The sequence below is a fragment of the Chelativorans sp. YIM 93263 genome (assembly GCF_028767125.1).
GTDB lineage: Bacteria > Pseudomonadota > Alphaproteobacteria > Rhizobiales > Rhizobiaceae > Chelativorans.
Window position 1 is genome coordinate 148865 of sequence record NZ_JAKCWP010000008.1, and the last position, 17236, is coordinate 166100.

Sequence of the window (17236 nt, forward strand, 5' to 3'; positions counted from 1 at the left end):
AGGAGAGACTGTCAGGAGCCTCTATAGGGCGTTCGAAGTTTGTCATGGAAAGCCGCCTCGGCACCGCGCACATTCCATCACAAGTACGTAACAGCCTATAGACAGCGGCTGCATGCTCATTTAGCCAAGACGGCAAACCTTTGGGATAATTCGAGATGGTGGCATTGGCTGAGCACGAAAGGAGGGATGACGGACGCCGTTACTTCATCCAGATGGGGATCGCTTTCCTTTTCCTCCTCGGACTGGCAAGCGTGCCGCTCGTCCTTAGCGACGCGGAAAAACAATTCTTTCTTAGCGAAGGTGGCCCGATCCAGGTCTTTTCGGCGGCGGGTTATCTGATCGCGATGGCGACGGTTGCCCGTGAGATACCATCCTCGAAGCTGTTCAGGCTCTCATACCTTCTCATCATTCCGATGGCGATGTGCCTGCGCGAGCTGGACTTTCATGCACATTTCACAACCGACAACATCACTAAGACCACGCTCTACCTTTCACCGGACGTGCCGCTTTTGGAAAAGCTGTTCGGCGTCTCTGTCTTGGCCGTCCTCGGACTCTCATTCTATGCGCTCCTGAAGGATCAGTATCGTCCCTTTGTCGCCGGCCTTCGCCGCGGGGAGCCCGTTTCCGTCGCGGTCGCTGCCGCGATCGGCTGTGCTGTCGTTTCCAAGGTCCTCGACGGAGCGGAGTCGAACCTTGAACCTCTCGGTATTCACATTTCCACGACTTACACCTCGACGCTTTTCGAAGAGGTTCTAGAACTCGGAATTCCGATCTTCTTGTGTATTGCGGTATTCGCGGCCTTCCCGCGTAACAGCAGCAACAGGTGAAGGCGCCGCCTTTGTTCCGCATTTGAGGTGATGCGTTCCGATGCTTTGCGCATCCGGGTAATGGGTCGCTATGGTATCTAAAATTTTCATCCGTTCCGCATGCCACGACGACTGGGCCAAACTCGGACCGCTCAAGCTGGAGTCATCGCTCGGCTGGGGAGATCATGTCGATGAGTTGCTGGCGCTTCCTGAAGCGAGACAGATTCCGGCTGCACATATGCCTTTCGTCATCGTCGCCGAGCTTCATGGAGACATCGTCGACTTTGCAACGGTCCTTCCGGGCGAGAATGCCCTCCAAGCCGAGTTGGAAGACCTGTTTGTCGCTCCCCAAGTATGGCGCAGGGGTGTGGGTGCAAAGCTGCTTGCGGAAGCCGAGCGCCGCGCTGTGGCACTCGGCGCACACGCATTACATGTCATCGCCAGCGAGCGGGCTCGTGCCTTCTACGAAGCGTCCGGGTTCCGGATGGTCGGAACAATAGCGACAGATTTCGCTCCTGCACCCGAAATGCGTAAGGATCTACGGTAGGCCCGCGTCGGGTTGTAAATACGCCCTCGCGGTCATTATGATGGCCTTCGCCGCGAGCCGTAGGCGACTCTGCGGCTTGTTTCCGGCCGATGCGCTTCGTAGGATGCCGGCGCACAACAGGCCGGTGGAAACCCCATGAGCATCGAATTTCTTTTGACATCGCTGATCGTTGTCGCGTCGCCGGGCACGGGCGTGCTTTACACGCTGGCAGCCGGGCTTTCGCGTGGCGCGCGGGCAAGTGTCATCGCTGCCTTCGGCTGCACGCTCGGGATTATCCCGCATATGGCGGCGGCGATTACCGGGCTCGCCGCACTGCTGCATACAAGTGCGGTGGCGTTTCAGATCCTGAAATATCTCGGTGTCGCATACCTTCTCTACATGGCGTGGATGACGCTGAAGGAGCATGGGGCGTTGAAGGTCGACAAGGAAATGGCACCGCGCACGGCCGGAAAGGTCATTCTGGCGGGTATTCTCGTCAATATTCTCAACCCGAAGCTTTCGATCTTTTTCTTTGCGTTTCTTCCGCAATTCGTCAGCGCGGGCGAACCGAGCGCGTTTGCGCGCATGCTGGAGATGAGCGGCGTGTTCATGGCACTCACTTTCGTGGTGTTCGTGGGCTATGGGATGTTTGCCGCGGCCATCCGCAACCATGTTATTTCGCGGCCGGGGGTGCTTGCCTGGATGCGGCGAGCCTTTGCCGGAGCGTTCGTGGCGCTCGGGGCGAAGCTCGCGCTGGCGGAGCGGTAGGCGACCGGCCCCCTCAAGCCGCCTTGAACAGGTAGCGGAAAAAGGTGTGCTCTGGAACAAACCGGATGAGCCGCGCAATGAGCGCCACAATGGCGATGGAAAATATAACGCGGCCGAATAGAACACTGGTAAGGTCGGCGCCCAGAGCCACGGCCACCAGCGTATCCTCGATGAGGCTGTGAGCGAGCCCCATCAAGGCGGCGGCGAGGAACACATCACGCGCGCCCAGATGGCCCTGCCTGGCTTCCCGGATAATCAGCCCGCCGCCATAGGATAGCCCAAGCAGCAGCCCCACCATGGTGAGCGGCGCGGCGGCGGGGCCGATGCCGGCCAGGCGCAATACGGGTGCAAGAAGTGTTCTCAGCCAATTCATCATCCCTACGACTTCCATAAGCCGCATCGTGATGACGAGGGCCAGCAGAATGACAAACATCCAGAAGAGCGCCTCCGCTGTCTCGTAGATGAAGCCAAGCCAGCCGGAATCGGAGCCGGCCGGGACCATGAGGGGGGAAGCGGGCTCCGACAGCCAGCCAGTGTACTGAAACAGGAGGTGGAGAAGGAGGCCGTAGACCAACCCGCCGAGGAGGCGCAAGGCGGAGGTCACCACGAAGCCCGGCCCCGCTTTCTGGACGATGCGCTGCTCGATCGGCAGGGCGTGCGCGAACAGGATCAGTGTCCAGAAGACGGTTACCTGAGCGGTGGTGAGGGTTTCAACAGGCACGACGGCGAACATCGCTACGGCGCCGCCCCATATCCCGACAAGAAGACCAGTGACCCAGGCGAAGCCGAGTTCGGGCGGCAGTCCGAGCAGTGTCATCAATGGGGCGAAGAGGGGTGAAAGCAGCTCGATCGCACCAAATTCGACGGCTATGCGGGTCAGCACCATGACCGGTAGAACGATCCGGACAAGAACCCAATAAAGTGAGAATGCCTCGCGCAGAAGCGCCCAGGCAGGCTGAAAAATCCGCATGTCACAAGCCTCGTCGGCAGGAAAAGTTTTCCAGTCTGGTAGCGCAGGTGCTTTCGAATTTGGGGTCAAAATTTGCGTGTAAATGCAATAATATTGCAAAGGTGCGCAGAGGGATTGCCGATGGACCGTCTTGATTTGAAGCTTCTGGCTGCCTTGCAGAAGGACGCTTCACGCACCAATGCCGCGCTTGCGGAGGAGGTGAACCTGTCGCCTTCAAGCTGCCTGCGCCGAATCCAGCGGCTGAAGGCGAATGGCGTTATCAAAAGGACCGTAGCGCTGATCGATCCGGCTGCCGTTGGGCGGGTGCTTAAGGCCATTGTCGAAGTGGAACTCGAACGGCACGGCGCGCACCATATGCGTACTTTCCTGGCCCATGCGAAGAGCGAGCCGGCGGTGACCCACGCCTACGCGGTGAGCGGCGAGGTCGACGTTGTCCTGATGCTGCGTCTCCACGATATGGAGGAGTTTCACGATCTTTGCGAACGCCTGTTCCGCGACGACAACAACGTCGCCCGGTTCAGGACATTATTCGTGATGCAGACGGCAAAGGAGGAGACAGGCGTTCCCTTCTAGGGTGTATTGATATTCAAGCCGCGGCGTTTCCGGTGCTCATCTATCGGTGTGTACGCTGCGTCCGGCCGCGCATGTAACCATTCTTACATCCACAGGTAGTAGAGCGGGAAGCATGACCGATGTGCATGACAGGGTGACATACCCGCCGCTCAATACGCTGAAGCCTGTGGCGGAGAACGTCTGGATCGTGGACGGTCCGATGATCCGCTTCGGCATGCCGTGGCCGAAAATGCCGTTCTCGACGCGGATGACTGTTATCCGGCTGGAAGGAAGGGCACTGTTCATCCACTCGCCGACGCTGCTGACGGACGGGCTGCGGGCTGAAGTTGAGAAAATTGGCGAAGTACGTCACATCGTTGGGCCGAACAGGATCCATTACTGGTGGATTCCCGAATGGCGCGCGGCCTTTCCAGAGGCGGATGTCTGGCTCGCACCGCGCATCCGAGAGCAAGCCAAGGACAGGATCGATTTTGACGCGCCGGAGCTCACAAAAAAGACCGGCTATCCGTGGGACGAGGAGATAAAGACGCTGCCCGTCGCGGGCAGCTTCATGACCGAGGTGGAGTTCTTCCATCCCACCAGCCGAACGCTGATCCTGACGGACTTCATCGAGAATTTCGAGCCGAAGAAGCTTGGCTGGCCGTGGACATGGCTGGCCAGGGCGGGCGGTGTGCTCGACCCGAATGGTTCGATGCCGCGCGATATGCGTTTGACCTTTTCCAGGCAGAGGCCGCAACTGAAAGGGGCGATCGAGAAGATGATCGCCTGGGGTCCCGAGCGCGTGATCATGGCCCATGGCCGCTGGTACGAGCGCAATGGCGCAGCCGAGTTGAAGCGATCTTTTCGCTGGCTGCTGGACTGACCGGAAGCCGGCGCGCTACCGCGGTGCGAGCTGCGCGATCAGCTCGTTGACCATGGGTGCCATCTCCATCGCGGCGGCAAAGTTGAACTGGTTGATGGCAACGAACACGCCCACATCGCGGGTCGGGGCGAAGGCGGCGTAGGAGAGAATGCCCTGCATTCCGCCCGCCTTCTGGAGGATCAGCGGCCGGTCTCCCTCGGGATGCATGATGACCCAGCCTAGTCCCATTGCGTCCATATGACCGGATTCATCCATGCCCAAAACGGGATCGAGGCCGTCGCGAGAGACGTATGCCGCGTGGTCCAGTAGCCGCATCTCGGCATTGGTGGGCGAGAAGCGGTCCATATGCCAGGACAGCCAGTGGAGCATGTCATTGGCCGAGGAATAGAGCCCGCCCGACCCATAGATGCCGGGATGGGTGGGAATGGAGGGCAGGGGACTTCCATCGGGCGCATGGCCCTGAAACAGGGTGTCTGCCGTTTCGTCAACGGCGTAGTTCGTTGCCGACAACCCGGCGGGTTTGAGCACACGCTCCGAGAGCAGATCGGGGAACGTTTGCCCTGAGACATCCTCAAGGGCCCAAGAGATCAGGTTGAACGCGAAGTTGGAGTAGAGAGCACCGTCTCCGGGTGCAAAATACAGGTCAGCATTGTCGAGATTTCGCTCGTAAGCCTCACGTGTATGTGGCTTGAATGGATCGTCCGGCGGACCAAAATCGACGTCGATCTCGCGCGGAAGCCCGCTCGTATGGGTGACGAGATCGATGAGCTTGATGGGCCTGCCGTCCTTCTGCGGGAAGGCGACATCCCATTCCAGGTGCTGCTCCAGCCTGTCGGAGAAGCCGAGCTGGCCGTCTGCCACCATGCTCGCCAGCGCCGCCCCGGTGAAGACCTTGGTGATGGAACCGATGCGCATGAGCGTGTCGCCGTCGGGTGCCTGGCCGCTGTCATCCGAGACGCTTCCAAATCCGGCAATGGCGGTTTCGCCGTTGCGTGTGGCGCCGATGACGAGGCCGGGGACGTCAATCGATGAAAAGAGGATGGCGCCGGTGAACTCGACGGTTTCCTTCAGCAGACGCTCGTCGGCGGCTGTTGGCCGGGTGAGTGCACACACGGCCAAGACAGACAGGAGAAGGAACTTCTTCATGCGGACAGTCCGTCGAGCCAGTCATAAATGACCGCGTTGGACAGGGGCAGGTTGCCGAGCTGGCAGTGCATGTCCGCGCCCTCGGCCTGGGTGAAGCGGCGGGACGTGACCGGCCCCGAGGCGGACTTGGCGAACTCGTCGAACTGGCGTATTGCCTCGCCACCTTCGGCTTCACCCACCATGGCGAGGGCAGGGCAGCGAATCTCTCCGAGATTGTCGACACGGTAGTCTTGCAGCGCCTTCAGCCATTCCGAAAAGCTTTGCACGCCATAGCGGCGGCAGGCCGATTTGAAGCTCAGCTTGACCGCCGGCGGCATGTACTGGTCGGGAACTTCGTCGACCTCATCAAGACGGACATCTTCGGCCGCCTGTTCCGGATCGTCGCCGACGCCTTCGGCGAAGGCGCCCATATAGGCGCCGAGGTCGATAATCGGCGAGTTGGCGATGACCGCCTTGATGCGGCTGTCGTGGCTTGCGCCGCGAAGGGCGAAATAGCCGCCGAAGCTGATGCCGTAGAGGGCGAGGCGCTCCGGGTCGATCTCTTCGCGGCCGAGCGCGAAGTCGATCATGGCGGCGATGGACGTTTCGTAATCGGGCCGGAACAGCAGGTCGGGATGGTGACGCAAGGTGCTGACCTGGCCCGGACCCTGGGCGGCGAGCACGGTGTAGCCGCGCTTGAGGGCGTCGAAGCCCGTCTGGAAATAAAGCTCCTCGCCCGTGCCGTCGAAGCCCGACAGGACAATGACCGTCTTGTTGCGGTTCGGCGCGTCCTGGGGGTGCATGAGATAGCCGGGGAGGTTCTTGCCTTCGAACGGAATCTGAACGGGCACTACACGCTCGGGAAGCTGCTCGATGGCTTTGACGAAAGCATCCTCGCTGGCCTTGCCATGGGCGCCCACCTCGGAGCCGAATGGGTCGGAGAAGTATTCGGCCGACCGGAAGTAGCTCGAGGCGCGCAGAAGGTGCTCGCGCGCCGTGACTTTGTGGCCATTCACGAGCGCTTCGTCAGCCTTTTCGACGAGCATAGCTGCCGTATTGGCGAAGGCGGGCGGCCACTGCGTTGCGTCATCACCTTCGATCTTCGCTCTGGCATCCATGATTTCGCCGGGCGCCCCGCCGCCCGCGGTGCACACACCCAGCATGCGCATGAGCTGGAAATCCATCTCGCCGGATGAAAAGCCCAGGACCTTTGTCGCGGTCCGCTCGACCTTAGCCATGTTTCCCCCTTTGCAATGTGAGGGCACGTCTGCCCTCGTTTACAAGCACGTACGCGCCGTATTGCGCACCATATTAGCGCATGGATTGTTTGCTGCTCAAATCTCGAGCGGACACGCTAAATTTCTGGTTACCGAAAGCGAAAAAAAGAGCCACCCGGCGGACCCGGATGGCTCTACGTGCTCTGAGGTCGCTGTCCTGCAGGCTGCGAGTTACCGTTCGGCGAGCGCCGGCTCGCCCTTACGCTCGCGAATGAGGTTCACGAAACGGCGGAAGAGATAGTGCGAGTCCTGCGGGCCCGGAGAGGCCTCCGGGTGGTGCTGGACCGAGAAGACCGGTTTGCCGGCGAGGCTGATGCCGCAGTTCGAGTCATCGAAGAGGGAAACGTGAGTCTCTTCAACGCCTTCCGGCAGGCTCTTGCCGTCCACCGAGAAGCCGTGATTCATGGAGACGATCTCTACCTTGCCGGTGGTGTGGTCCTTCACGGGATGGTTGGCACCATGGTGGCCCTGGTGCATCTTCACCGTCTTTGCGCCCAGCGCGAGCGCCAGCAACTGGTGGCCAAGGCAGATGCCGAAGATGGGAATATCGCTCTTCAGCAGCTCACGGATCATTGGAACGGCGTATTCGCCGGTGGCTTCAGGGTCGCCCGGGCCGTTGGACAGGAATATGCCGTCCGGCTCCATCGCCAGAATATCCTCAGCGGCAGTTGTGGCCGGAACCACCGTAACCCTTGCGCCGAGGCTGGAGAGCAAGCGCAGGATGTTGCGCTTCACCCCGTAGTCCACAGCGACAATGTGAAACGGGCTTTCTGTTGCCGAGCCATATCCTTCATCCCAGACCCAGGGCGTCTCGGTCCAACTGGAGGATTGACCGGAGGTAACCTCCTTGGCGAGGTCGAGCCCGACCAGGCCACCCCAGTCACGCGCCTCGGCTTTCAATGTCTCGATATCGAAGCGGCCGTCCGGCGCGTGGGCGATCACGGCGTTGGCCGCGCCCTTCTCGCGCAGGAGAGAGGTCAAAGCGCGCGTATCCACGCCCGAAAGCGCGACGATGCCGCGGCGTTTCAGCCATTGGTCCAGATGTTCGGCCGCGCGGAAGTTCGACGGGTCCGTGATATCGGCGCGGAAGATGGCGCCAACCGCGCCGGCTCGCGCGGCAGGGGTCAGGTCCTCGATATCTTCCTCATTGGCACCGACGTTGCCGATATGCGGGAAAGTAAAGGTGACGACCTGGCCCGCGTAGGAAGGGTCGGTCAGAATTTCCTGATATCCGGTCAGTGCCGTATTGAAGCAGACTTCACCGACGGCTTTGCCGGTGGCCCCAAGGCCTTTTCCTTCTATCACAGTGCCATCCGCCAGCACGAGAAGGGCCGTGGGCCGAACTTCATTCCAGGGCGCGGATTTTACCATGCGCCATCTCCATTATTGTAGCGGGGCTTGAAAAGGAGCCCCTCTTGGGCCATATCGCGCGTCTCTTGCGAGGGCTGGGCCTGCAGATTGCCGGTCCGCCTCGCCACTCGTAGATAATGTCCATGCAGGGTGCGATCAATAAACGACGGCCGATGCCGGGTCAATCACCGCTTAAGCGTTGGGTTGAACCCGATTATTTCAGTATTTCCAGAAAGTTAGCTGACCAGAAACGGTTTGCTTTGCACGCCGGCCGGCGTTATGCTCGCTCTTGCGACGGGAGATGAAAGCCATGCGCGAGGAAATCGCCCAGGCGCTAAAAGACGCCGTCAAGGATAAGGACAAGCGTCGCATATCGACGCTTCGCCTGATTCAAACGGCGATCAAAGACCGCGATGTCGCCAATCGTGGTGCGGGGAAGGACCCCGTCAGTGACGAGGAAATCACCTCAATCCTCATCCGGATGGTGAAGCAGCGCAAAGAATCGGCGAAGCGGTTCGAAGAGGGAAGCCGCCTCGAACTGGCCGAGCAGGAGCGCGAGGAAATCGGCGTCATCTCGGAATTCTTGCCCAAACCGCTGGGTGAGGAAGACATTAAGAAAGCCTGCGCCGAGGTGGTGGAAGAGGTCGGCGCGGACGGGCTGCGGGACATGCGGCGCTGCATGAACGCGCTGAAGGAGAAATTTCCCGACCGGGTCGATATAGGAAAAGCCAGCGGCATCGTGAAGGATATGCTGCAGTAGACGCTGCTTTTTCCGGACGGCTCCATTCCGATCCGGCGCGTTTGCGCGAAGTGGCGCGTCTCGTGTGAGCCAATTCCGGGCTGCTGGCGTAGGGCCGTATATCGCCACTCGCAGGATTCTTGCCGGGCAGGGTACCGTAGCCTGGCCATTTCCGCTGCCCGCGAGAGCCGTCGCTATATCATCCGCGCTGTCGTGTTCACGAAAATCGTCTGTTCAGACTTTGCCGCGTCCGGAAGTTATGCGACCGCTTGTGGCGCGGCTTGGTGGTTGGGGAAAAGTCGCCGTATGTGGATAACTGAACCTGGAAATGTGGGATTTTCCAGAATGTTGCAACGTGAAATTAATCGTTTCTCAGCCACGAGAGCTATATAACCGGGAAAACCTAGGCAATGCGCCTCCTCAAACTAGTTCGCTTCAGCTCATTCACATCCAGGTTCGTTATTCCGGTCGTCGTATGCGTGGTGGCAGTAAGCGTTGCTATTGCAGCGCTTGTGCTTTGGGCCAGCCGGGAGGCGGACAGCGTGGCCATGGAGAGGCAAAGCCGGCTCGTGCGCCTGGTGGTTTCTCAGCTTCGAACCACCATCGCCCACAACCAGGAAAGCGTGACGGTCTGGGATGATGCCGTCTTGGCCGTGCAGGAGGACAGAGGCGAGGAGTGGCTGGATTATAACGTCGGAAGCTGGATGTACGACTATTTCGGGCACAATGGCGCCTATGTGCTCGGCCCCGACGACAAGCTGATCTTCGGTTTCGCCACTGACGCGGGAGCGGGGGAAGGTGAGAGTTCATTTGCCGCTATTTCGGGACAGGTTGCGCCGCTGGTGGAGCGTCTGCGGCAGACAATGCGGGCCGGGGATACGGACGATCTCGAAGACCGGATGCTCTCGCCGGGCGAAGCGGATCTCACCGTCGTCCGGGGGCATCCTGCCGTTGTCAGCGTAAAGCCGTTCGTTTCGGATACAGGCAACCTCGAACAGACGCCCGGCGAGGAGTTTCTCCACGTGGCCGTTCGATATCTCGACGGTGAATTCGTCAGGGAGTTGGAACGGGACTACCTTTTCGAGGGAATGCGGTTCGCCTGGAGCGACAATTCGCGCGAGGGCGAAGCGAGCCTGCCACTGCTCGCCGGTTCCGGCAATATTATCGGTTATTTCATCTGGCAGCCCTACAGACCGGGATTGGCTATGCTTTCGAAGCTGGTACCGGTCTTGCTGGGGGCGCTCGGCCTCGTTCTCGTGGCGCTCTCGATTCTATTGACCGTCCTCCACCGCCGGTCGAAAAAGCTTCACCAGAGCGAGGCCAGGATGAAATATCTGGCGCATCACGATCCGCTGACCGGGCTCCCCAATCGCGCGCTTTTCAATGAGAGGCTCGACCGTTCATTCCTTTCACGCCGGTCACGGGAAATGATCGCGGTCCTTTATCTCGACCTCGACCGTTTCAAGCAGGTCAACGATACGCTCGGGCATCCTGCCGGCGATCTGCTCATCATGGAAATCGGCAACAGGTTGCGCGAATTGTTGCGATCGGTCGATACCGTTGCGCGCATCGGCGGCGACGAATTCATCATTACGCTTCCCCGGTTGAGAGAAGTGAAAGAGGTGGAGGCGATCTGTGAGCGGATCATCGAGGCTGTACGCAAGCCGTTCGTCATTCACGAGCAGCAGGTTTTCGCGAGCGTGAGCATTGGGGTCGCGCTGGCGCCCCAGCATAGTTCCGAGAGGACGGAGCTTACCCGAAAGGCCGACATCGCCCTCTATCATGCCAAGAATCACGGCCGAAACGGCTATGCGATCTTCTGCACGGATATGGACACGATCGTTCAGGAGCGGCGCAGAATCGAGCATGATCTTCGCAAAGCCTTGACGCGCTCGAACGAGATACAGGTTCATTATCAACCCCTCTACAACGCCTCCGACATGCGGATTACCGGTGCAGAGGCGCTGGTGCGGTGGAAACATCCCACCAAGGGATGGATAGCGCCCAACGGGTTCATACCGGTCGCCGAGGAAGCGGGTCTCATCGAAACATTGGGGCAGCGCGTGTTGCGCGAGGTCTGTGCCGCGGCAAGCGCATGGCCCGACCAGATGGTGGCCGTCAACATATCCGCACTCGAGCTGCGCAACCCGTCCTTCGTCAGACGCGTTCTGGATACACTCGATTCCTATGGTATCGAGCCCGGCCGGCTTGAGGTTGAAGTGACCGAAAGCGCCCTTTCCGGCAACGCTGACCAATGCGAAAAGAACGTCAATGCCTTGCGCGAGGAGGGTATACGGGTTGTGCTGGATGATTTCGGCACCGGCTTTTCCTCCTTCAGCCGCCTGCAGAAGCTGGAGGTGGACCGGATCAAGATCGATCGATGCTTCGTGAGCGGGATCGGCCGTGTTGCGGGCGACGAGGCAATCGTCCAGGCGATTGTCGACCTCGCGCACGCCAAGGGGCTGAAAACGACCGCGGAGGGCGTCGAGACGGAGGAGCAAGGCGACTACCTGAAGCGGATCGGTTGTGACGATTTGCAGGGCTTTCTGTATTCCCGTCCGGTAACGCTTAAACAATTCGACGGACTGTTAGGCGTCGAGAGGCCAGCGAATTCTTCGGAAGTCAGTGCTGCGTAGCGTCATGTGCCGACAGGAAATGCAGACGCCCTTTGAGCTTCCCTGTGAACAGTGGGTATAGGCGTAGTCTCCGGTCGCAGTGTTCTGACGATTGGGCTATAGGATCGCTACGAGAGAGCCCGAACCCATGCGCTTTTCCACCAGCTTCCTGGACGAGATTCGTGACCGTGTACCCATCTCACAGGTGGTGGGGAGTCGCGTTACGTTCGAAAAGCGCAAGACCAATCCGGGGCGGGGCGACTACTGGGCCTGCTGTCCTTTCCACGGCGAGAAGACGCCGAGCTTTCACTGCGAGGATCGGAAAGGCCGCTATCACTGCTTCGGCTGTGGGGTTTCGGGGGATCATTTTAGGTTCCTGACGGAGCTTGACGGGATGAGTTTTCCCGAGGCGGTGGAGCGCGTGGCGGAGATGGCCGGTGTGCCGATGCCGGCGCCCGACCCCGAGGCGCAGAAGAAGGAGAAGGAGCGCACCAGCCTCACGGAAGTGATGGATATGGCGACGCAGTATTTTCAGGAGTGCCTGCATGGGCAGGAAGGGGCGGAAGCACGGGCCTATCTGCGTGGGCGCGGCATTTCTTCGGCCACGCAGCAGGCGTTCCGCCTGGGTTTCGCTCCGGACAGGCGCAATGCGCTTAAAGAGTATCTTGCCGGAAAAGGCGTTCACAAGGAGCAGATCGAGGCCTGCGGGCTGGTCGTCAGCGGCCCGGATATCCCGGTGTCGTATGACCGGTTTCGCGGGCGTATCATGTTTCCGATCGAGGATACGCGCGGCCGGGTGATCGCGTTTGGCGGCCGGGCGCTTTCCTCCGACATACCGGCGAAATATCTCAACTCGCCCGATACAGAACTCTTCCACAAGGGCAATGTGCTCTACAATCATGCGCGGGCGCGCCGGGCAGCCAAGGGCGGCGCGGTGATCGCCGTCGAGGGCTATATGGATGTCATCGCCCTGGCGCAGGCGGGCATCGAGGCGGCGGTGGCTCCGCTTGGCACGGCACTCACCGACAACCAGCTTGAGCTTTTGTGGCGCATGACGGGCGAACCCGTTCTGTGTTTCGATGGTGATGGCGCGGGGTTGAGGGCGGCGTGGCGCGCGGCTGATCTGGCATTGCCAATGGTCAAGGCGGGGCGGAGCCTGCGGTTTGCGCTTTTGCCGGCGGACATGGATCCGGACGATCTCGTGCGCGAGGAGGGCAGGGGTGCCTTCGACACGTTGGTTACGGAGGCCCGGCCCCTGGCGGATCTTATATGGACGCGGGAGACTTCCGGGCGCACTTTCGATACGCCGGAACGCCGGGCCGAGCTGGAAAAGAACTTGCGGGAGCTGGCCGGGCGCATCCGCGACGAGAGTGTGCGCCGGCACTATTCGCAGGATTTTCGCGAAAGAGTGCGAAGCTTCTTTGGCACTGCCTATCCGCGCGGCAGCCGCGAACGCGGTGGCTTTTCCGGCGGACGCCAGTCGGGAAGGGGCGCTGCCGGAGGGCGCCTTGCCATGTCAGAAAACCTCGCGCGCTCTGCCATGGTCAAAGCGCCGAGCGGCGCCATGAGCTTGCGCGCGGCGGCCATCCTGGTGGCTCTCGTCAACCATCCGGCATTGCTGGACGAGTACTTCGATGCTGTGGAAAAACTTGCGTTCGACAATGCCGACCTGAAGAAGCTTCATGGCGCGCTCATGGATACACTTGCCAACGAGGTTACGCCGGAGCGGCAGGCCACGCGTGAGGCGATCACCGCCGCGGGCGCAGGGGATGCACTTGAAAAGGCAGAATTGCTGGTGCGACGTGCCAACCAGTGGACGGCCCTGGGCGACGCGGCGTTAGAGGATGCGCGGGAAGCCTTTCTGCAGGCCCTGCACTTGCACAGAAGTTCCGGCACTCTACATAGGGAGCTTAAAGCAGCCGAGCGGGCACTTGCAGAAGATCCAACAGAAGAAAATTATCGGCATTTGGTGGAAATCCAAGCAGAGCTACGTAATATCCAAGCAACCGAGGCCCTTATCGAGGGATTTGGTGTACTCTCAGGGCGTGTTGAGCGGTCCTAGCCGGTTGACGGCTTTTTTCGCAGGCGATTCGCTTTTTTAGTGCGAATCAGGCACAGCGGCTTGACCTTGGCGTAGAATGCGGGAATCAGGGTTCGATTCGGAACTAACCGCGCAAGGATGGTTTCTCGGCAAGCAGATTGATGGCATGGACGGTCGGCAAATCCGCCATAGATGTCATGGTTAATCAGGTAGTAACGCGACCGCGGATAAGCCGATGAACGCGGAGCGTACAGCGCAGCCGGACGGAATGCCATCCAGTTTGCTGCGATGAGCCGGTGGAGAAGGCAGAGCATGGCGACAAAGACAAAAGAAAAAGAAGAGGTCGAAACGGAGCGCGAGGGCGGTGACGGCCCGTTGCTCGATCTCTCCGACGACGCAGTCAAGAAGATGATCAAGGCCGCAAAGAAGCGCGGCTATGTAACCATGGACGCCCTGAACTCGGTGCTGCCGTCGGGCGAGGTGACCTCCGAGCAGGTCGAGGACACCATGGCGATGCTCTCGGACATGGGCATTAACGTCGTCGAGGATGACGAAGCGGCCGAGGAAACCGAGGAAGAAAGCACCGAGCTAACCGAGCAGGCCAGCACCACCGTCGCGACGACGACCACCAAGAAGGAGCCGACCGATCGCACCGACGATCCGGTGCGCATGTATCTGCGCGAGATGGGCTCCGTGGAGCTTCTGTCGCGTGAAGGCGAGATCGCTATCGCAAAGCGCATCGAGGCCGGGCGCGAGACCATGATCGCCGGGCTGTGCGAGAGCCCGCTAACTTTTCAGGCGCTCATTATCTGGCGCGACGAATTGAACGAAGCTAAAATTCTCCTGCGCGAGATCATTGACCTCGAGGCGACCTATGCCGGCCCCGAGGCCAAGCAGGCGCCGGTGGTGACGCGTCCCCTGGATGAAGAAAGCAAGAAGCCTGAGGAGAAGGCGAAGCCCACGCGTGACGACGACGTCACGAATGTCGGCGGCGAAGGAAGTGCCGAGGACGAGGACGAGGACGAGGACGACGAGGCCAGCCTCTCTCTCGCGGCCATGGAAGCCGAGCTGAAGCCCGGCGTTATGGAAAAGCTCGATTTCATCGCCGATACCTACGCGGAGTTGCGCAAGCTGCAGGACCAGAAGGTTGAGAGCCGGCTGGGCGATCGCGACACGCTTTCGGACGATCAGGAGAGCCGCTACAAAAAGCTTAAGAACAAGCTCATCAATGCGGTCAAGTCACTCTCGCTCAACAATGCCCGTATCGAGACGCTGGTCGAGCAACTCTATGACATCAACAAGCGGCTTGTGCAGAACGAAATCCGTCTTCTCCGTCTTGCCGAGAGCTATGGCGTGAAGCGCGAGGATTTTCTCAAGTCCTATCAGGGATCGGAACTCGATCCGAACTGGACGGGGAACGTCTCGAAGCTATCTCAGCCGGGCTGGAAGGAGTTCACCAAGCAAGAGGCCGATACGATTGACGCGCTGCGTGCGGAGATTCAGAATCTTGCGCAGGAAACGGCAATCTCGATCGGTGAATTCCGCCGGATCGTCAATCAGGTGCAGAAGGGCGAGCGCGAGGCTGCCGTTGCCAAGAAGGAGATGGTGGAAGCTAATCTGCGTCTCGTTATCTCCATCGCCAAGAAGTATACCAACCGCGGGCTTCAGTTCCTGGATCTGATCCAGGAGGGCAATATCGGCCTGATGAAGGCGGTGGACAAATTCGAGTACCGCCGCGGCTACAAGTTTTCCACCTATGCGACGTGGTGGATCCGGCAGGCGATCACGCGGTCGATCGCCGACCAGGCTCGCACCATCCGCATTCCGGTGCATATGATCGAGACGATCAACAAGATCGTCCGCACCTCGCGCCAGATGCTGCACGAGATCGGCCGCGAGCCGACGCCGGAAGAACTGGCGGAAAAGCTCTCAATGCCGCTCGAAAAAGTGCGCAAGGTGCTGAAGATCGCCAAGGAGCCGATCAGCCTCGAGACGCCCGTGGGCGACGAGGAGGATTCACATCTTGGCGACTTCATCGAGGACAAGATGGCCGTGTTGCCGATCGACGCGGCGATCCAGGCAAACCTGCGCGAGACGACGACGCGGGTGCTCGCCTCGCTAACGCCGCGTGAAGAGCGTGTGCTTCGCATGCGCTTCGGGATCGGTATGAACACCGACCACACGCTGGAAGAAGTCGGCCAGCAGTTCTCGGTGACGCGCGAGCGCATCCGCCAGATCGAGGCAAAGGCGCTGAGAAAGTTGAAGCACCCCAGCCGCTCCCGCAAGCTCAGGAGCTTTCTGGACAGCTAGAGCGCCATTCCAAGTTCAAACATTCCGAAGCCGGGCCTCGTGCCCGGCTTTTTTTGGTAGAGCGCGTGGATGCACCACTGAGGCGTCCTGCAGACGATCATCACGGTTGCCACGCCCGGTCCGGTGGGCCGCCTTTATTCCATCGGCTAGCCGGCCCTATGTGCGTCTCACGATTCCAGCAGGGTTTCGAAGCCGCCGTAGACCATGCGCTGCCCGTCGAACGGCATTTTCATATCGGTCATGCGGGGGTCCTGCATGATCTTTTCCCAGGCTGCATCGTGTGTGGCCTTGTCCGGCCAGGTGATCCACGAAAAGACCACGGTTTCGTCAGCGGTCGCCTGAACGGCGCGATGAAAATCAGTGACCTTGCCGTGAGGAACGTCGTCACCCCAGGCATCCACGCATTGTGTCGCACCGTACTCCTTGAAAATCGCGCCGGCCGAACGGACGTGCGCAAGATAAGCATCCTTGTTTTCGCTGGGTACGGCTGCCACCATCCCATTGATGTAGCTCATGGCAATCTCCTTTGTTTGGCTTGAGGAGTATGTTCATTTTGGTTATAATAAGCAACCATGAAGTTAGAAAAAATAACCACTAAAACGAAGCGGCGTTACGAAGATTCTTGTGGCACTGCGCATGCGCTCGATCTGGTGGGGGAGCGGTGGGCATTGCTTGTCATGCGTGAACTGATGCTTGGACCCCGCCGCTTCAGCGATCTGCGCGCGAACCTTCCCGGCGTCAGCGCAAACGTGCTGACGCAGCGGCTTGAAAGCCTCGAGGGAAGCGGTGTCCTGCGCCGGCGCAAATTGCCGCCGCCGGCGTCGGTGCAGGTTTACGAATTGACGGAGTGGGGACTCGAGGCCGAGCCGATTATTCTCAGCCTCGGCCGGTGGGGCGCGCGTTCACCTCTGCAGGACGATTCGCTTCCGATCAGTGCCATGTCAGCCATTCTCTCGATGCGCGCGATGTTTGATCCGGCGCGTACGGAAGAGAAGCTTGATATGACGCTTGCCTTTCACTTTGATCAAGATGCCTACACGGTGAACGTGCGCGAGGGGCGGCTGACGGCGGAGCGGGGCGAGGCGGATGAGGTTGATGTCGAGATTCGGGGATCGCCGAGCGATGTACTGGGCGTGGTCTACGGCCTGTCGTCGCTGGAGGAGGCGGAACGAGCGGGAATGCTGACAGTCACTGGCGACCGCGCTGGGTTCCTCCGTTTTGCAAGCGCTTTTGAGCTGCCGCCGAAGGCGTGTGCTTGAAAGGGCGGCTTCGGC

Annotated in this window: 15 protein-coding genes; 10 read left to right on the forward strand and 5 right to left on the reverse strand. The window is 60.1% G+C overall.

Annotated elements, in window-relative coordinates:
* The first annotated feature begins 155 nt into the window (after positions 1-155).
* From LY631_RS16260 to LY631_RS16270, 3 genes are all read left to right on the forward strand, one after another.
* Positions 156-827: a hypothetical protein gene (locus LY631_RS16260; protein WP_274426640.1), complete on the forward strand. Its 672-nt coding sequence runs from the start codon at positions 156-158 to the stop codon at positions 825-827.
* Positions 828-897: 70 nt separating this feature from the next.
* Positions 898-1353 carry a GNAT family N-acetyltransferase gene (locus LY631_RS16265; RefSeq protein ID WP_274426641.1) on the forward strand — a complete coding sequence of 152 codons (456 nt, stop codon included), beginning with the start codon at positions 898-900 and terminating at the stop codon, positions 1351-1353.
* A 135-nt stretch (positions 1354-1488) separates the two neighbouring features.
* Positions 1489-2100 carry a LysE family translocator gene (locus tag LY631_RS16270; RefSeq protein ID WP_274426642.1) on the forward strand — a complete coding sequence of 204 codons (612 nt, stop codon included), beginning with the start codon at positions 1489-1491 and terminating at the stop codon, positions 2098-2100.
* 13 nt (positions 2101-2113) lie between these two features.
* Here the strand turns inward: LY631_RS16270 and LY631_RS16275 are convergent, their stop codons facing one another.
* Positions 2114-3070, reverse strand: a complete 957-nt coding sequence (locus LY631_RS16275; RefSeq protein WP_274426643.1) for a nucleoside recognition protein — start codon at positions 3068-3070, stop codon at positions 2114-2116.
* Positions 3071-3190: 120 nt separating this feature from the next.
* Here LY631_RS16275 and LY631_RS16280 point away from each other — a divergent pair, with 120 nt between their 5' ends.
* Entirely contained in the window at positions 3191-3643 is a 453-nt protein-coding gene (locus LY631_RS16280; protein WP_274426644.1) for an Lrp/AsnC family transcriptional regulator, read from the forward strand.
* A 112-nt stretch (positions 3644-3755) separates the two neighbouring features.
* The gene (locus LY631_RS16285) at positions 3756-4505 is read left to right on the forward strand and encodes a DUF4336 domain-containing protein (RefSeq protein ID WP_274426645.1); all 750 of its coding nucleotides are present in this window, start codon (positions 3756-3758) and stop codon (positions 4503-4505) included.
* A 15-nt stretch (positions 4506-4520) separates the two neighbouring features.
* Here the strand turns inward: LY631_RS16285 and ampH are convergent, their stop codons facing one another.
* The 3 genes from ampH to carA all read right to left on the reverse strand — a co-directional run bounded on the left by ampH (position 4521) and on the right by carA (position 8278).
* Entirely contained in the window at positions 4521-5651 is a 1131-nt protein-coding gene (ampH, locus tag LY631_RS16290) for a D-alanyl-D-alanine-carboxypeptidase/endopeptidase AmpH (protein ID WP_274426646.1), read from the reverse strand.
* The gene (locus LY631_RS16295) at positions 5648-6868 is read right to left on the reverse strand and encodes an alpha/beta hydrolase family protein (RefSeq protein ID WP_274426647.1); all 1221 of its coding nucleotides are present in this window, start codon (positions 6866-6868) and stop codon (positions 5648-5650) included. The genes ampH and LY631_RS16295 overlap by 4 nt, the downstream gene beginning before the upstream one ends.
* A gap of 210 nt (positions 6869-7078) precedes the next feature.
* On the reverse strand, positions 7079-8278 hold the full coding sequence (gene carA, locus LY631_RS16300) for a glutamine-hydrolyzing carbamoyl-phosphate synthase small subunit (RefSeq protein WP_274426648.1): 1200 nt from the start codon (positions 8276-8278) through the stop codon (positions 7079-7081).
* Positions 8279-8567: 289 nt separating this feature from the next.
* On the opposite strand from carA, the gene LY631_RS16305 reads away from it, so the two are divergent.
* The 4 genes from LY631_RS16305 to rpoD all read left to right on the forward strand — a co-directional run bounded on the left by LY631_RS16305 (position 8568) and on the right by rpoD (position 15962).
* Positions 8568-9017 carry a GatB/YqeY domain-containing protein gene (locus tag LY631_RS16305; RefSeq protein ID WP_274426649.1) on the forward strand — a complete coding sequence of 150 codons (450 nt, stop codon included), beginning with the start codon at positions 8568-8570 and terminating at the stop codon, positions 9015-9017.
* Between the two features lie 389 nt (positions 9018-9406).
* Positions 9407-11632 (forward strand): putative bifunctional diguanylate cyclase/phosphodiesterase, encoded by a 2226-nt coding sequence (locus LY631_RS16310; protein ID WP_274426650.1) that lies wholly within the window; start codon positions 9407-9409, stop codon positions 11630-11632.
* 127 nt (positions 11633-11759) lie between these two features.
* Positions 11760-13673, forward strand: coding sequence for a DNA primase (gene dnaG / locus LY631_RS16315; RefSeq protein WP_274426651.1), 1914 nt, complete (start codon positions 11760-11762; stop codon positions 13671-13673).
* Positions 13674-13964: 291 nt separating this feature from the next.
* On the forward strand, positions 13965-15962 hold the full coding sequence (gene rpoD, locus LY631_RS16320) for an RNA polymerase sigma factor RpoD (RefSeq protein WP_274426652.1): 1998 nt from the start codon (positions 13965-13967) through the stop codon (positions 15960-15962).
* Between the two features lie 167 nt (positions 15963-16129).
* Here rpoD and LY631_RS16325 read toward each other — a convergent pair whose 3' ends face one another.
* Positions 16130-16477 (reverse strand): DUF1428 domain-containing protein, encoded by a 348-nt coding sequence (locus LY631_RS16325; RefSeq protein WP_274426653.1) that lies wholly within the window; start codon positions 16475-16477, stop codon positions 16130-16132.
* Between the two features lie 57 nt (positions 16478-16534).
* On the opposite strand from LY631_RS16325, the gene LY631_RS16330 reads away from it, so the two are divergent.
* Positions 16535-17221: a winged helix-turn-helix transcriptional regulator gene (locus LY631_RS16330; protein WP_274426654.1), complete on the forward strand. Its 687-nt coding sequence runs from the start codon at positions 16535-16537 to the stop codon at positions 17219-17221.
* Positions 17222-17236 lie beyond the last annotated feature (15 nt).

Coding starts and splice junctions, on each gene's coding strand:
- LY631_RS16260 (WP_274426640.1), top strand. CDS start 156: ATGGTGGCATTGGCTGAGCACGAAAGGAGGGATGACGGACGCCGTTAC.
- LY631_RS16265 (WP_274426641.1), top strand. CDS start 898: ATGGTATCTAAAATTTTCATCCGTTCCGCATGCCACGACGACTGGGCC.
- LY631_RS16270 (WP_274426642.1), top strand. CDS start 1,489: ATGAGCATCGAATTTCTTTTGACATCGCTGATCGTTGTCGCGTCGCCG.
- LY631_RS16275 (WP_274426643.1), bottom strand. CDS start 3,070: ATGCGGATTTTTCAGCCTGCCTGGGCGCTTCTGCGCGAGGCATTCTCA.
- LY631_RS16280 (WP_274426644.1), top strand. CDS start 3,191: ATGGACCGTCTTGATTTGAAGCTTCTGGCTGCCTTGCAGAAGGACGCT.
- LY631_RS16285 (WP_274426645.1), top strand. CDS start 3,756: ATGACCGATGTGCATGACAGGGTGACATACCCGCCGCTCAATACGCTG.
- ampH (WP_274426646.1), bottom strand. CDS start 5,651: ATGAAGAAGTTCCTTCTCCTGTCTGTCTTGGCCGTGTGTGCACTCACC.
- LY631_RS16295 (WP_274426647.1), bottom strand. CDS start 6,868: ATGGCTAAGGTCGAGCGGACCGCGACAAAGGTCCTGGGCTTTTCATCC.
- carA (WP_274426648.1), bottom strand. CDS start 8,278: ATGGTAAAATCCGCGCCCTGGAATGAAGTTCGGCCCACGGCCCTTCTC.
- LY631_RS16305 (WP_274426649.1), top strand. CDS start 8,568: ATGCGCGAGGAAATCGCCCAGGCGCTAAAAGACGCCGTCAAGGATAAG.
- LY631_RS16310 (WP_274426650.1), top strand. CDS start 9,407: ATGCGCCTCCTCAAACTAGTTCGCTTCAGCTCATTCACATCCAGGTTC.
- dnaG (WP_274426651.1), top strand. CDS start 11,760: ATGCGCTTTTCCACCAGCTTCCTGGACGAGATTCGTGACCGTGTACCC.
- rpoD (WP_274426652.1), top strand. CDS start 13,965: ATGGCGACAAAGACAAAAGAAAAAGAAGAGGTCGAAACGGAGCGCGAG.
- LY631_RS16325 (WP_274426653.1), bottom strand. CDS start 16,477: ATGAGCTACATCAATGGGATGGTGGCAGCCGTACCCAGCGAAAACAAG.
- LY631_RS16330 (WP_274426654.1), top strand. CDS start 16,535: ATGAAGTTAGAAAAAATAACCACTAAAACGAAGCGGCGTTACGAAGAT.